Origin of the sequence: Bacillus glycinifermentans (genome assembly GCF_001042475.2) — a bacterium.
Lineage (GTDB): Bacteria > Bacillota > Bacilli > Bacillales > Bacillaceae > Bacillus > Bacillus glycinifermentans.
In genome coordinates, this window is sequence record NZ_LECW02000001.1 from 146,233 (window position 1) to 161,354 (window position 15,122).

General features: G+C 48.8%; 13 protein-coding genes. 5 read left to right on the forward strand and 8 right to left on the reverse strand.

What is annotated here, in order from left to right; all coding sequences use genetic code 11:
- Window positions 1-9: 9 nt before the first annotated feature.
- Both pepF and AB447_RS00770 read right to left on the reverse strand, forming a co-directional pair.
- The gene (pepF, locus tag AB447_RS00765; protein WP_048354456.1) at window positions 10-1,830 is read right to left on the reverse strand and encodes an oligoendopeptidase F; all 1,821 of its coding nucleotides are present in this window, start codon (window positions 1,828-1,830) and stop codon (window positions 10-12) included.
- A gap of 115 nt (window positions 1,831-1,945) precedes the next feature.
- Window positions 1,946-2,215: a GlsB/YeaQ/YmgE family stress response membrane protein gene (locus AB447_RS00770; protein ID WP_048354455.1), complete on the reverse strand. Its 270-nt coding sequence runs from the start codon at window positions 2,213-2,215 to the stop codon at window positions 1,946-1,948.
- A 195-nt stretch (window positions 2,216-2,410) separates the two neighbouring features.
- Here AB447_RS00770 and AB447_RS00775 point away from each other — a divergent pair, with 195 nt between their 5' ends.
- Window positions 2,411-4,126, forward strand: coding sequence for a serine hydrolase (locus AB447_RS00775; protein ID WP_057957389.1), 1,716 nt, complete (start codon window positions 2,411-2,413; stop codon window positions 4,124-4,126).
- Between the two features lie 46 nt (window positions 4,127-4,172).
- Here the strand turns inward: AB447_RS00775 and AB447_RS00780 are convergent, their stop codons facing one another.
- The 3 genes from AB447_RS00780 to AB447_RS00790 all read right to left on the reverse strand — a co-directional run bounded on the left by AB447_RS00780 (window position 4,173) and on the right by AB447_RS00790 (window position 7,973).
- Entirely contained in the window at window positions 4,173-5,501 is a 1,329-nt protein-coding gene (locus tag AB447_RS00780) for a (Fe-S)-binding protein (RefSeq protein WP_048354454.1), read from the reverse strand.
- Window positions 5,498-6,910, reverse strand: coding sequence for a glycolate oxidase subunit GlcD (glcD, locus tag AB447_RS00785; RefSeq protein WP_048354453.1), 1,413 nt, complete (start codon window positions 6,908-6,910; stop codon window positions 5,498-5,500). The genes AB447_RS00780 and glcD overlap by 4 nt, the downstream gene beginning before the upstream one ends.
- A gap of 118 nt (window positions 6,911-7,028) precedes the next feature.
- On the reverse strand, window positions 7,029-7,973 hold the full coding sequence (locus AB447_RS00790) for a trypsin-like serine peptidase (protein WP_048354452.1): 945 nt from the start codon (window positions 7,971-7,973) through the stop codon (window positions 7,029-7,031).
- 169 nt (window positions 7,974-8,142) lie between these two features.
- Here AB447_RS00790 and AB447_RS00795 point away from each other — a divergent pair, with 169 nt between their 5' ends.
- The 3 genes from AB447_RS00795 (at window position 8,143) to AB447_RS00805 (ending at window position 11,503) form a co-directional block, all read left to right on the forward strand.
- On the forward strand, window positions 8,143-8,916 hold the full coding sequence (locus AB447_RS00795; RefSeq protein ID WP_048354451.1) for a glucose 1-dehydrogenase: 774 nt from the start codon (window positions 8,143-8,145) through the stop codon (window positions 8,914-8,916).
- A gap of 91 nt (window positions 8,917-9,007) precedes the next feature.
- A complete protein-coding gene (locus tag AB447_RS00800; protein ID WP_053075402.1) occupies window positions 9,008-10,018 on the forward strand; it encodes a DUF1835 domain-containing protein in 1,011 nt (336 codons plus the stop codon).
- Window positions 10,019-10,105: 87 nt separating this feature from the next.
- The gene (locus AB447_RS00805; protein WP_048354504.1) at window positions 10,106-11,503 is read left to right on the forward strand and encodes a YcdB/YcdC domain-containing protein; all 1,398 of its coding nucleotides are present in this window, start codon (window positions 10,106-10,108) and stop codon (window positions 11,501-11,503) included.
- Window positions 11,504-11,616: 113 nt separating this feature from the next.
- On the opposite strand, the gene AB447_RS26565 is transcribed toward AB447_RS00805, so the two are convergent.
- Both AB447_RS26565 and AB447_RS00815 read right to left on the reverse strand, forming a co-directional pair.
- A complete protein-coding gene (locus AB447_RS26565) occupies window positions 11,617-12,264 on the reverse strand; it encodes a hypothetical protein (RefSeq protein ID WP_241494753.1) in 648 nt (215 codons plus the stop codon).
- Between the two features lie 67 nt (window positions 12,265-12,331).
- Entirely contained in the window at window positions 12,332-13,174 is an 843-nt protein-coding gene (locus AB447_RS00815) for a sulfurtransferase (protein ID WP_096891977.1), read from the reverse strand.
- Window positions 13,175-13,331: 157 nt separating this feature from the next.
- Between AB447_RS00815 and AB447_RS00820 the strand changes: the two genes are divergently transcribed.
- Entirely contained in the window at window positions 13,332-13,760 is a 429-nt protein-coding gene (locus tag AB447_RS00820; RefSeq protein WP_048354450.1) for a cell wall hydrolase, read from the forward strand.
- A gap of 48 nt (window positions 13,761-13,808) precedes the next feature.
- Here AB447_RS00820 and AB447_RS00825 read toward each other — a convergent pair whose 3' ends face one another.
- Window positions 13,809-14,804, reverse strand: a complete 996-nt coding sequence (locus AB447_RS00825) for an LLM class flavin-dependent oxidoreductase (protein ID WP_048354449.1) — start codon at window positions 14,802-14,804, stop codon at window positions 13,809-13,811.
- Between the last annotated feature and the right edge of the window lie 318 nt (window positions 14,805-15,122).

Here is a 15,122-nt window from a genome sequence, read left to right on the forward strand (position 1 = left end):
CGGCCGTTCTTAGTTTTTCTCATAAAGCGCTTCAAGCTCATCGACCAGGGAGCCGACATATGCGACAGCCCGGCGGATCGGCTCGTCCGTCGACATATCGACGCCTGCCTCTTTTAAGAGGTCGAGCGGCTTCATCGTTCCGCCTGCTTTCAGGACGTTCAGCCATCTGTCCACCGCAGGCTGGCCTTCTTTTTTGATCATTTGCGAGACGAGCGTTGAAGCTACGAGCCCCGCCGAATACGTGTAAGGGTACAGCCCCATATAGTAGTGGGGCTGGCGCATCCATGTCAAGCTTGCTCCTTCGTCAAGCTCTGCTTCGTCGCCCCAGAATTCGGAAAGCACCTCTCTTGTTTGTTCGGATAAAACGGACGCGGTAAGAGCGGCTCCCTGCTCAGCCATTTGATAGACTCTGCGCTGGTATTCCCCTTCAAGCAGATGGGTGACGAAATTATGATAATAGGTTCCCATCAGCTGATTGATCACCCAGCGCTTCATTTTTGAATCGTTTGTTTTCGAGAGAAGGTGCTGGGCGAGAAGCATTTCGTTCATGGTCGAAGGCGCTTCAATGAAATAGCGAGACGGACGGACGTTCATGATTCTCTGGTGTTTGTTTGCGAAATAAAAATGGCCGGCATGGCCGAGTTCATGCGCAAGGGTAAAGACATCCCGCATCGTATCCGTCCAGGTTATCAGGATGTAAGGGTGAACGCCGTACGGACTTGAACAAAACGCCCCAGTTGATTTGCCGATATTGTCGGCCAAGTCGACCCATCTTCCGGTCAAGGCCGTTTCCATGACTTGTACATATTCAGGCCCCATCACGCGCAATGCCTCAATGATCATGCTGCGCGCTTCCGCAAAGGAGGTTTTCGGTTGAAACTCGTGATCCAGCGGGGCCTGCAAATCGCAAAAACGCATTTGATCAAGGCCCAGCACCCGTTTTTTTAGGCGGGCATACCGGCGCATGTGCGGCCGAAGCTCATTTTTAATGACATCAAGCTGATTGTGATACATATCGAGTGTCACGTTTTGCGGTTTCAGCAGCATATGGGTAACCGATTCATAGCCGCGCAGCCGTGATAGGCTGACCTGTTTTTTGACTTCTGTTTCATAGACTGCGGCAATTGTGTTTTGATACAGTTTCAATGTATCGGCAAAGGAGTCGAAGGCTTTTCTGCGAATGTTCGTGTCGGGAGAAAACATATATTTTCCCTCGTATAAAGCAAAGGAGTTGGCCAGCTCATGTCCGTTTTGATCTTCAATCGGAGCGAAGCTCATGTCGGCGAGCTTTGCCATTCCGAAAACTTTATAGGGCGCCTGAAGCACTTCCCCCAATGCGGCTAGTGCTTCTTCCGTTTCCGGCGCGAGCTTGTAGGTTTTTCGTTCCAGTATTTCTGTCAGCATTTTCCGGAAGGGCCCGAGTCCTTTTTCGCTGTTTATGTAAGCTTCAATTGAATGCTCGGGAAGGCCGAGGATTTCTGATTCGATAAATGACAAAGCTGCATTGATTCGCGCCTGCAGCGCGGCTGTTCTTGAGGCGTTTGCTTGGTTGACGGGATTCGTTAGATCCTCGGATTTTTTGAGGTGGGTATAGGTCATGGCACGGGTCATGCGTTCCATGAGCTTTTCCTGCAAGGTTAAACATTCTAAAAGAGTTCCTGCTCCTTCGCGAAGCCTGCCTTTATAAGCGGCAATTGCCGGAAGGTCGCGTTCAATCTGAAGCAGTTCCGCTTCCCAGGCTTCATCTGAGGGGAATAAATCCGCCAGCTTCCATGTCAGCTCTTTCGGCACTTCTGAACGTTTCCATCTTGTTTCCGCTATTTTTTCCAATATACGTCCTCCATTTCCAAATCATTTCGTGTTCCTAATTAATTATATAAGAGATGGAGGTCGAATGAAATCAATAAAAAACGACGGCTTTTGACCAAGCCGCCGCAGTTTCGGTTTATTGGGCGCCGCTTTTTCTGCCGCCGGTGCTTCTCATGATCAGGCTGACGATAAAGATCAGGATGATCGCGCCAATCAGGGCAGGAATGATATTAAAGCCTCCGACTGTCGGACCCCACCGCCCCAATATCGCCGATCCAAGCCATGAGCCGATAAACCCGGCGATGATATTGCCGATGACTCCTCCCGGCACATCCTTTCTGATGATCAGGCCCGCAAGCCAGCCTAAAATACCTCCGATAATTAAAGACCATATAAAACTAAACACGTTTATAAATACCTCCTTAGGTTTCAGTGCGTTTTTTACTTTCAACGTTAGCTTCTGAAATCTTTTAAAAAATATACAAAATTTTTCCGAATGGAGGGAATTGAAACCATTCAGGAAATCAAACGTATGACCTACAGGACGGATTTTATACATCAGGAAAAGACACGGGATCCAGGCAAAGAGAGGAGCTGTCAGATGAAACATTCACGAAAAGAATGGAAGGGCTTTCGCAGTTTTGTTTTACAAAAAATGAAGGAATGGAACGTACCCGGAGCAGCGATCGCGGTGGTAAAGGGCGATGAGGTTATCATGGCGGAAGGCTTCGGTTTTAAGAACGAGGAACAGAAATTAAAAGTAAACCCTGAGACGGTATTTGCGATCGGATCGGCGACGAAAGCGTTCACAACCGCCGGGATGGCGATTTTGGCCGATGAGGGAAAAATGGATTGGGATCTGCCTGTCAGAGAATACCTTCCCGAATTCAAGATGCATGACCCGGTTGCGACCGAACGGCTGACTCCGCGGGATTTGGCATGCCACCGTTCAGGCCTGCCGAGGCATGATATGATGTGGTACAATTCCCCCTTTTCCAGGGAAGAGATATTTCAGCGACTTCGTTATTTGGAGCCGAATCGCGATTTCCGGGCGAAATGGCAATACCAGAATCTGATGTACATGACGGCGGGCTATTTGACAGGGAGAATCGCCGGAACGACGTGGGAGGATTTTATTCACGAGCGGCTGTTCAAGCCGTTGCACATGAAGTCAAGCAATTTTTCGGTGGAAGACATGCAGAAGCTTCAAGACTATGCGCTTCCGTATCAGGAAAAAAACGGGAAGATCGAAAAAATTCCTTTTCGCAATATTAATGCAATCGGCCCCGCCGGTTCGATCAATTCGAATGTACTGGATATGGCCAATTGGGTGCGGCTCCATCTCGGCAGCAGCAAATTCAGCGGGATTTTATCGGAGGGAAGCCTCAATGAGCTGCATACGCCGTGTATATCATGCGACCAATCGTTCAAAGAGAAAGAGTTTCCGATGGCGGGCTATAGCCTCGGATGGTTTGTCGAGCCTTACCGGGGACATCATATGATTCACCACGGGGGAAATATCGATGGCTTTTCATCGCTTGTATGCTTTATGCCTTACGAAAACATCGGCGCCGTCATCCTGACGAATTTAAACGGCAGCGTGCTTCCGAATTTGCTTGCCTACAATATCTTTGACCGATTGCTCGGCCTTGATGAAATCGACTGGAGCGGCAGGCTGAAAGGCGAGACGGAAAAGATCAAGAAAGCGGCCTTGGGAGTGGACCGGTCTGCCGATATCAGCAGAATGGAAGGAACGGAGCCATCGCATGCGCTTGGGGACTATACCGGAATTTATGAGCATCCGGGCTACGGGGAACTGAAAATAGAGCTTAAGGACGGAGTATTGCAAGTAATGTACAATTCGTTTGTCATGCCTTTGCAGCATTATCATTACGATACATTCGAAATGAAACTGGAACTTACCGGGGCGAAGATGCTGTCGTCATTTGACGACGATTTGCACGGATATATCAGCAGCTTCTCTGTGCCGTTTGAAATGGCGGAAGGCGCGAAGGAAATTGAATTTATCAGAAAGCCTGATCAGCAATTGTACGATCCCGAATTTCTCGCATCGCTCACTGGAAAATATACGTTGGAAGACGGAACAGAGCTGGCCGTTTCCCTTCGAGGCGCGAAGACGCTCTGGGTTTCGCTGCCCGGACAGCCTGATTACGAGCTTGTGCCATACCGCGAGATGACATTTCAAATCAAAAATCTCCCGGGATTCAGCGTGCGCTTTGAAGCCGACGGTTCCGGACAGGTGAAGGGCCTTCGGTTTATACAGCCGAACGGCGAGTTCCCTGCTGTCCGGAAATAGCGGCAGACACGTTTCGATTTATTTCCCGAGAAATATACACGATACGCTAACTTGGCACACCTGCGGCTTCTAATAATAAGTCTGCGAGGTGGACGGCTCTCACCTCGTTTCCAAGGCCTTCCCGTTCAATGCCAAGCTTCATTTGCAGCAGGCAGCCGGGATTTGCGGTGACGATCGTTGCCGCTTTGGTCACTTTTGCCGCCTCCATTTTGGCGTCAAGAATTTTCATCGACATAACTGATTCGACAATATTGTAAATTCCGGCTGAGCCGCAGCAGCTTTCCGCATGTTTCATTTCCCTATATTCAGCGCCTTTGATGCCGCGGAGAAGCTTTCTTGGTTCAGCGGAAGTTTTCATCACATTCCGCAAATGGCATGAGTCTTGATATGTTACGATTTGACTCGGAAGCTCGAGGGGTTTTTTCCAGAAATCCAGCTCTAGAAGGACGGAGGAAAAATCCCTCAGCTTTTGTGAAAAAGCCTTAGCCCGTTCCCGCCACTCCGGCTCATCCTTTAGGAGATGCTCATACTCTTTTAAAAACGCTCCGCATCCTCCCGCATTTGTTACGATATAATCTGCGTTTATATTCTCGAACGCCCGGATGTTCCGTTTAGCCAATTCGACCGCCTGTTCCTTCTCCCCGCTGTGCCCGTGAAGGGCTCCGCAGCATGCCTGCTGCTCGGGAATGACGATCTCGCATCCCGACAGCCGGAGGAGCTTAATGGTCGCCATATTTGTGTCTAAAAACAACGTATCCATCAGGCAGCCTGAGAAAAAAGCGGCCCGCTTCCTGCGCTTGCCGATCGGCGGAAGGAGGTTCGGGCGGTTTTTCAGCTGCTTCAGATCCGGCACTTTGGGCAGAACGCTTTCCATTTTTGCGAGGTGATCGGGCAGCATCCGCAGCATTCCCGATTTCCGAACCGCGCTTTGCAGCCCTGAACGCTGATAGATGCCGAGCATCCCGGTCAGCGCCCGAACGCGGTTTTGGTGCGGGAAAAGCCCTTTAAAAACTGCATTGCGAAGCATCCTTGCCGGAAGACGGTGTTTTTTATTTTGCTGAATGATGTCCCTGGCCTCTTCCAATAGGCGGCCGTAGTTGACGCCTGAGGGACATACGGGTTCACATGCCCGGCAGCCGAGGCAAAGCTCAAGGGAACGTTCGACATCTTCGTCAGGTTCAATGACTCCATCGGCGACGGCTTTCATTAAGGCGATGCGCCCGCGGGGAGAATGGCTTTCCTGAAAGCCTGATTCTATGTAAGTCGGGCAGGAAGGCAGACAAAATCCGCAGCGCATGCAGTTCAGCAGCTCTTCTTCATCCATCCGTTCGTGAAACTGCTGCTGAATGGCCTGTTTTTCATTTGCTGTCGTCATTTTGACACCACCACCCGTTTGCGGGAATCTTTTGCGAAAACCTTGCCCGGATTCATAATGTTGTTCGGATCAAAAGCTTGCTTCACTGCTCTCATTGCATTCACTCCCGCTTCGCCGAGCTTAAGTTCGAGGTAAGGGGCTTTCATTTCGCCGACACCGTGCTCGCCGGTAATCGTACCGCCAAGCTCAACGGCTTTTTTGAAAATGTCGGCAAAGGCCCGTTCGACCCGTTCCATTTCCTCGCTGTTCCGTACATCTGTCGTGCATGTCGGATGAAGGTTTCCGTCTCCCGCATGGCCGAACGTGCAAATGGTAAGATCATATTGTTCGGCAATGCGGTTGATCGCTTTCACCATGGCGGCAATGGCTGACCGGGGAACCGTGGCATCTTCCAGAATGGTGGTCGGCTTTAAGCGGGCCAGAGCGGAAAGCGCAGCGCGCCGGGCGTTGCGGAGGTCTTCAGCTTCCGCTTCTGTTTTCGCCGTTTGCACGGATACGGCGTTCCCTTTTTTGCAAATCTCTTCAATAACGCTGATATCACGGTTGACGGTTTCTTCTGTGCCGTCCTGTTCGATCAGAAGGACGGCTTTGGCATGAACCGGAAGGCCGATTTTGGCGAAGTCTTCGATGACCTGAAGGGTAGGTTGATCAAGAAATTCTAGTGTTGTCGGAATGATTTTGCTGGCGATGATGTTGGATACGGTCTTGGCTGCGGAATCGATATCTTCGTAGAGGGCGAGGACGGTTTTCTTTGTTTCAGGAGCCGGGATTAATTTCAGTGTCGCTTGGGTGATGACGCCCAATGTCCCTTCAGAGCCGACAAACAGGCGCGTCAGATCATAGCCGGCAACGTCTTTTGCGAGCTTTCCGCCGGTGCGGATAATATCGCCGTTTGCCAGTACAATTTCTAAAGCCATTACATAATCGCGGGTCACTCCATATTTCAGGCCGCGCAGCCCCCCTGAGTTTTCATTGATATTTCCGCCGATCGTCGAAATCTTCATCGAGCTCGGGTCAGGCGGATAAAACAAGCCTTTTTCTTCTGCGGCTTGTATCAAGTCAAGAGTAATCACACCTGGCTGGACGGTCATGGTCAGATTTTCTTCATCGATTTCCACAATCTGATTCATATGCTTGAACAAGAGGACAATCCCGCCTTCGGTCGGGCATGTGCCTGCGCAAAGATTGGTACCGGAGCCGCGTGGCACAACCGGAATGCGGTGGGTGTTGCAAAGCTTCAAAATGCGCGACACTTCATCGGTGCAGCGCGGTGCGACGACGGCATCAGGCATTGATTGGTATTGCGGCGTCGCATCATAGGAATAGACAAGGCGTCCTGCATTTGAATCATCATAGTTTTCCGGGCTGACGATGTTCATTAATTGCGATTTAATTTGTGCAGATATCATCAGTCATCACATCCTTTACCAACCATTATACAAAATGAAACGCTTTCAAAACATCATTCTTTTATACTTCCAAACTGAAAACAACCCGTTCCATGAGGAAACGGGTTGTGTAATGGTGTTACTGTGCGCTGTTTTTCCAGCTTGTGAAATTATCAAATACTTCTTTCGTAATGCGGGTGCCCCTGTTGTAAGAGGATCCTCCGTACACGCCGTTCGTATGAACGGCCAGCGAGCATGGGCCGCTGCAGTTTGTCCTTGAACTGCTTTTCTCATATACCGGGGAACCGCTTTGACCTCCGTATGTGTCGATCGCATATTGCAGTTTATACGTTTCTGAAACAGCGATCGTTCCGGACATTTGCCACTGGGTGCCTGTTGTTTTGTCTCCTGGATATCCGCTGATGGTCACGCCTGCTCCTGCAAGCGATGAAGCGGTGTATGAATATCCGAAATAGCCGACGGTATTGCCGATCGGCTGGCTGAGCTCGATCGCTGCGTAGTCATAATTGGAATTTCCGCTCTGCCAACCCGACGGGATGAAATAGCGGGTCGATGTAACAGATCCGTAAGGGTAAGCTGAACCGTTTCGTCCCGGGGAAACGGTGGCGGTTCCCGCGAATGATCGGCTTGCCGTGTCATAGACGCAGTGTCCGGCCGTTGCTACCGTTTTCGGTCCGATCACCCAGCCTGTGCATGAGCCGATGCTGCTTGAAATATGGACGATTGCTCTGTATGGAAAGGCCGTTGTATCAGTCACCCTTGTCCGTTCATCTGAGCCGATTACCGATTTAGGGCTGTAAGGCGGGCCGGCGGGCGATTCTTTTTTCGGTTTGGCCTGAACGGAGCCGCCGGGTGTTCCGGTTCCTTCGAAGGCTTTCGAATATGCGCCGTTATTGTCAATTTTTATGTTGGGATCATAGGTGGAGCCGGGCTTGTACGAAGGGTCGCTGGAGACTGGGGTATGCGGCGATGATGCAGCTTGTGCGGAGTAAATGCCCGAAGAAAAAATAGAAATTCCGATGAGTCCGGCAATGAAAACGCGTGAAACACCATTTTTCGCCATCAAAATATCACTTCCTTATTTTGTTTTTATGTTTAGTTAGATATTAGCAAAATAATTCTGAATCTTCCATATTTTAAAGAAAGATCATGCTAAAGATCCATTTTCGTTTTTATAACGTTCATGCCGGGTAGTAGAACAGTAGAAAACGAGAAGACAGGAGGGCTTTAGCGTGTACAATGATTTGAAAGGGAAAACGGCGATCGTCACAGGTTCCTCAAAAGGAATCGGAAAAGCGATTGCAGAACGGTTTGGGAAAGAAAAGATGAATGTCATCATTAATTATCACGGCGATCCCGCCGGTGCTATGGAAACCGTTGATCATGTTAAACAAAGCGGAGGAAACGCTTATGCGGTAGGCGCTGATGTCTCAAAGGAGGAGGGCGTGAAGGCGCTTCTTGAAGCTGCCGTTCAACATTTCGGCACGATTGATATCATGGTGAATAATTCGGGATTCAACGGCAAAAACGCACTTCCGCACGAACTAAGTCTTGACGACTGGAAAAAGGTGATCGATGTCAATTTAACAGGTGCATTTCTCGGCGCAAAAGAAGCGATTCGATACATGCTGGAGCGCGATTTAAAGGGAAGCATTCTCAATATATCAAGCGTTCATCAGCAAATCCCGAGACCGACAAACGTTCAATATTCGGCTTCAAAAGGCGGAATGAAGCTGCTGACTGAAACGCTGGCCATCAACTATGCCGAAAAGGGCATCCGCGTCAACGCCATCGCCCCGGGAACGATCGCAACCGAAAGCAATGACGATCTGGAGGGAAGCCATAAAGCGGCACAGTTAAGGAAGATTCCGATGAATGCATTCGGAACACCCCGGCAAGTCGCTCAAGCGGCGGCATGGATCGTTTCGGATGAGGCGTCTTACGTCACCGGCGCGACATTGTTTGTTGACGGCGGAATGACGCTGTATCCTTCGCAATTGGAGTAGGACTTTTTTCGAAAACCGGGCCGGGTTTTGATATTCCAATGGAACATGAGAGAATAAACCCGGTACAGCGTTTTCGAAGGGAGAGATTTTCATGGCGGAGGAACTGAAGAAAAACATTAGCAGACTAACCGAACAGGAAGCGAAAAGCATTTTGCTGAACATGCTGATAACGATTGAAATGCAGCAGGATGGAGGCGTTCCAAAAGACGAGTTTTGTGAACGGATGATCGATTTTTTTGATGATTTCAAGAAAAGAGGGGATCAGCCGCCAAGAAAGCATGACGTTCAAGCCATTCACATCGTGTTTGGCCTTTCTGTTGCCGGCAGCTTAAAAATGGCGCTCAAACAAGCCGGGAAAGCCGATCAAGAAGACATCATCGCCTTCCCCGGCATATTGTCAATCGGTCCGCTTTCCCGGCTTGAAACGAAAGAAGGCCGAATGAAGCGCTATAAATGGCTGAAAGAGCATCTCAACGATTATGATGATGAATTGAAAGAACAACATATCCGCTTTGAAGAGGAAATACACCGATTGGACGGCATTCAAGAGCATGTTCCCGTCATTATCTGGGCGGGAGACAATGCCCATGAACAAACCGGGCTCAGGTTTGCGCTCAAGTTATTGCATCGCAAAACAAACGATATATTCCACATTAATACATCTTCAAAGGGTGCTGTCGTTTATAGGCATTCAGGCGAAATCCTCCCTGAAAAACTCGGAGTTTTGTATGAAAAAAGAGCCTTCAAATCCCGCCTGGCTCAAGGAGGGAAGCATCGTTTTCTTACGGAATGGGAAGAACTTTCAAGAAGTAAAAACGTATTAAGAACGTGGAAAAATAAAAAAATCAAAGGTGTAGAAGAGAACTTTTTCGATGCGTTGATTATTGATAGAGCAGCAAAGCTCCAGGAACGCCATTCAAAAAAGGATTTTATCGTTTGGCCGAGGGTCGTTGGCGAGGTTCTCGGCCATCTGGATGAATACATCGGCGATGAATTTATCGAATATCGAATCCGGGAGCTGATTTATAAAGGGGTATTTGAAATAAAAGGGGTACCTAAGGCGATGAGATATTACAGTGTCAGACTGGCATCATTCATCTGAATATCAATCAAATCCAATTTTTTGAAACTATTAAAAGACCCTTTCGTATAAATAGTTGCGAAAAATAAAAGGAAAGGGAGATTGGATTTGAACGGTCAACAGTTAAAGCAAAAAGCTCATCATATCGGTGCTGTCCCTGAAAACTATCGGCTCATGATCGAAGATTGCTGTGAAGAAAAACAAGGCCGGGCTTTTTATGTTTGGGAGGATGCGGACAATGAAGATAGAGGCATTACAGTAGAATTGGATCATGAAGGAAGCCTGATCAGTCTGACGAAAGAAGGCGCGTCATTAAAAACATACAAGGACACGCTTCCGGAAGAACGCTTGCAGCAAAAGGCCCTGCAATTTGTCGAACGCCATTATCCACATGCAGCAGAAGCGTTTGTTTTCCAGCGGGAGAACGTGACAGAAGACACTGTTCAATATTCATACGCCCAGACCGTTCTCGATCTTCCGCTGCCGCAAACGGGCTTTTCCGTGACGGTCGGAAGAAACGGAGAAGTGAAGAGATTTCGCTATGACGGCGGGACAGATTCGTTTGCTGTTCCAAAGCAGATCATTGATAAGGAAACGGTGATCTCCCATTATCTTGAGAGCGTTGAATTGAATCTTGCCATCGAAAAGATTCATCAGAATTTGTACAAGGGGGGAGACGATCGGCCGCATCTTGTTTATGAGGCGGATTTGCCGTTTTTGAGCCATCCTGCCGATTCGTCAGAGGAAAGTGAAATGTTACAAGTGTCAATGGATGAAGAAGAGACGGAAACAACACCGCTCCCTTTATTGCCTGAAGCTGAGCGTGACGCAGACATCAATGAAATGATCGGCTTCAGCTCTTCTCTTCGGAAAATTCGTGAAATTGATTTTGGAGATTCGATTGTAACCGTATGGCGTGAAGGAGGCGATCCTGAGCCAACAGACTTTACCATGACAGGCTTTTTCAAAGAGCGCAATCAAAATACGCTGAAAATCAAGAAAGATAAACAATCGGGAAAACTGAAGGGAATGTTCTCTTTTATTAAAGCGGAAGGACCTCCTGTTTTGACCGAAGAAGCATGCCTTCAAAGGGCGTTGCAATTTCTCTATCGGCTTTATCCGAATGCCGGGGAATTTTTCCGCATGCACCCTTTGGAGAATGAAGAAAGCGGACAGAACGCCCATTTTCAATTTGATGTTCAATATGAAGGAATGCCATTAAGAGCGGAATCTGTGAACATCATCATCAGCCGCGCAAACGGTCGTGTCATCGGGTTTTTCGGGCCCGAAATAGAACCGGAAACACTGAAAGAGATGAACCCGTCACCCGCTATTTCAGCTGAAGAAGCAAAAGCTATTTTCACAGAGGCTTTTGATGTGAAGCTGCAATGGGAGAGAGAATACAAACGGGAAAAAAATGATCATTACAGGCTCGTCTACCGCCCGATATCGCCCGTATTCATCGATGCTCATAACGGAAAAGTTTTTATAGGGAAAATGATCTAAGAAACGGATGATAATTGATTGCATCGACAACTCCGCCCGGCGCAAAAACCAGGGCGCATACAAACGCTAAATTCAGGTGTTTAGAAAAGCCGCCAACTCCTTCTCAGGTATGATCAGATTTCCGCCATAGACCAAATAGGAATGAGATTCCCACTCGCCATATGCCGCCAGATCGCCAGATGGCTGCGTTCGGCTGTTTTATGTATCAGCGCCCATACTCCCAAATTGCTTTGTGCGTTTGCATCCAGCAGGATCCAGTCGCCGTAGGTGGAAACAGGATCGAACAAATGAAAAAAATTCAAAGCCCCCGAACCATCGCGGACGGGGAGGATGGAGCTGATGTCTTTCAGATAAACGGCATGGTGTATGTTGATTTTCACCCATGCCTTTTCTTCATTGCGGTCAATGACTTGCTCCAGGCCGAATTGGACAAACGCGGACCGGCCAATTTCGGAAGGATAGCTGTCCCATCCGTTTAGACTGGAGCGTGCGGGCATGAACAACGTCCAGAACGTCTCGCCAATAGCCAAGTGAAACGGATGGGATACTTGTATAATCCTTTCCTCCCCGGCAACCGGGGCTTGATCAGATCTAGTCCATATCCGCTCATCCAAAGAAGGCACATTGCCGGTGAAATCGGACCATTCAATCCCTTCCTCAAAAGCAACCATTTCAAATCGGCTGCTTTCCATTTTTGGCTTCTCAGGAACCTGTTTACATGTCGGGCATTTAAAAGTTACGACGTCTTCGTTCACCTTCATTATCTCTCCCGGTACAATTCTTTTAATCTGCAAAAAACCTAAATGAAGGAGTGCATAGAGCCCCCGGTTACTCCTCCCCGGTCGCCACCGGGTTACTAGCGTAACTGATCCAGTCGCTCCAGCTCCCGGCATACAGCTTTACGTTCTTAAATCCCGCTTCCCTTAATCCGAGCACATTCGGACAGGCTGAGACGCCTGATCCGCAATAGACGACGATTTCGCTGTTTGGGTTTAATGAGGCGTAGTGCTGTTTAAGCTTTTCGCGGCTCTTCCATTTGCCGTCTTCGCGAAAATTGCCTTTCCAAAAGTAGTTTTTGGCTCCGGGAATGTGGCCGGCCTTATGATCAAGAGGCTCGATTTCCCCAGCATATCTCGCTTTTTCCCGCGCGTCGATCAAGATCGAACCCGTGCGGCCGATCCGTTCTCTCACCTGTTTTGCATCAAGGAGTTCATCTTCCCGGGGTTTTGGAACAAATTTGCGCGGAACGGGCTTCGGCACTTCTGACGTGATGTCATACCCTTCTTTTACCCAGCTCGACAAGCCGCCGTCCAATACATAGACGCTTGTGTGGCCGAGATGGCGGAGCTGCCACCAGAAGCGCGCGGCGAACATGCCGCCGTTGTCATCATAGACGACAACGGCCGTCTCGTGATCGATGCCGATATCGCCAAGCATTTTCGCTAACGTTTCAGGCGCCGGCAGGGGATGCCTTCCTCCGTGTGTTCCGGTATCCCCTGATAAATCCCGCTCCAAATCAACGTAAACGGCTCCCGGAAGGTGCCCTTTCAAATACGCTTTTCGGCCCTCTTCAGGCTTTGATAAGTGAAAGCTTACATCGACGATAACCATTCGGTCCGGATCTTCCTTCAGCCGCTTTATGACCCAATCCGGGCTTACGATTGCTGACACGTGCACCACCCCGATTTCAATTTTTTACAATTCTGATTAACAGAAGAATATCCTGATTCCGCACAGGATGTCAAAGATAAGCCGTGAAACGATTTTAATGTCATCACCCAAATCAAAAAGAATATGATAAAGATGACAGTAAAATGGGGGTGGCAAAATGGCAGTGGTTCAGGCTTCATCTAAAGACGTTACCCTTTTGGCAAGGCTCTTGAGAGCGGAAGCCGAAGGCGAAGGGGTTCAGGGAATGCTTCTTGTCGGAAACGTCGGAATCAACCGTATCAGAGCGAATTGTTCGGATTTTAAAGGTCTGCGCACCATTCGGCAGATGATTTTTCAGCCCCACGCCTTTGAGGCGGTGATACACGGATATTTTTATCAAAGGGCGAGGGACAAAGAAAGGCGTTTGGCCCGAAGGTCTATAAACGGGGAACGGTTCTGGCCCGCAAAATATAGTTTGTGGTACTTCAAGCCGGCGGGTGCATGCCCGGCTCAGTGGTATAACCAGCCGCATGTCGGACGCTACAAATCGCACTGTTTTTATGAGCCGAGAGCAGAAGAGTGCGAAAATGTTTACCGGATGTTTTAAAATCTGAAAATCCCTTTTCAAGCCGTTTGAAAAGGGATTTTTGCTTTTTTATAAAAACAGCTCCGCCAGTCTTTCAAAAGACTGCTTTTTATCTTCAAAACGGTAAACGTTCGTCAACACCATCATCTCTTCCGTTTGGTAGCGCTCTGAGAGCTCCAGCAGCTTCTGCTTGACGGTTTTGGGCGAGCCGATCACCATGCGCCCTCGGTTTTTCTCAAGCCTCGCCTTATCGGCGGCCGTATAGGAGGCCGATTTTGCCTCTTCTATGCTTGGAACGCGGCTGTCCAGCCCTTTTTCCACCCGAAGCAGCCAAAGATCCTGGCTTAAACAGAGCTCTTCCGCTTTTTCATCGGTTTCGGCGCAGACGACAAAGACGGCGGCGAGAGAATGGGGTCTGTCAAAGAAAGGGGACGGCTGAAAGCGTTCGTGATAAGTTTTAAAGGCGCCTTCGCCTCTTTCCGGATTGATGAAATGGCCGAATACATATCCCGCGCCCATGCCGGCCGCCAGTTCCGCGCTGTTTTCCCCGAGCCCGAGCAGCCATGGACCTGGAGATGAAGCCGTAAGGGGAGCGGCCTTTATCCCGGCGTACTCATGATCAGAAGGGATGTCATCTGTCAGATAGTAGATCAAATCCCGAAGCTGCCTCGGAAAATCGTGCAGGCTCTTCTTTACTCCGTCTGTCAGCGCGAGACGCGTTTTTGCGGTTCCCCCGGGCGAGCGGCCCAGCCCGAGGTCGATCCGGCCGGGATACAGCGCTTCGAGCTGGCGGAAGGTTTCGGCTACTTTAAACGGGCTGTACTGCGGGAGCAGGACGCCGCCGGAACCGACGCGAATGTTCGAGGTCTTTGCTGCAATATGGGCGATTAAGATCTCGGGGGCAGTGCTTGCAAGCCCTCTTGTACTGTGATGCTCGGCAAACCAGTATCTTCTGTACCCCCATTCATCAGCCAATCCGGCCAGCTCGGCTGACTGTTTCAGCGCCGTATTCGGATCAGATCCTTTTGACACCGGAACCTGGTCTAAAATGCTGAGATGTAGCATGAGTCTTCGGACTTCCTTTCCTGTAAATTGAACGTCCAAAACGTGTAAAACCAGCATAGAAAATTATCGCTGCAAGGTCAAACAAACGAGCTGTTAACAGAATCAGTCAAAACATGACAGCCTTGAAATAAAAACGAAATATAAATGTAATATAACTTGGCACCTATTGTCGAAAATAGATGTTATAATAACGTCTGTACATCAGTTTGGAAGATTTTTATCATAGGACGTAAGTCTGGAAGATTTATTATTTAACATTTTAATATTTTCTCGAATTTACATAATGAAAAAACAAAAATACATAAAGGAAAGACAAAA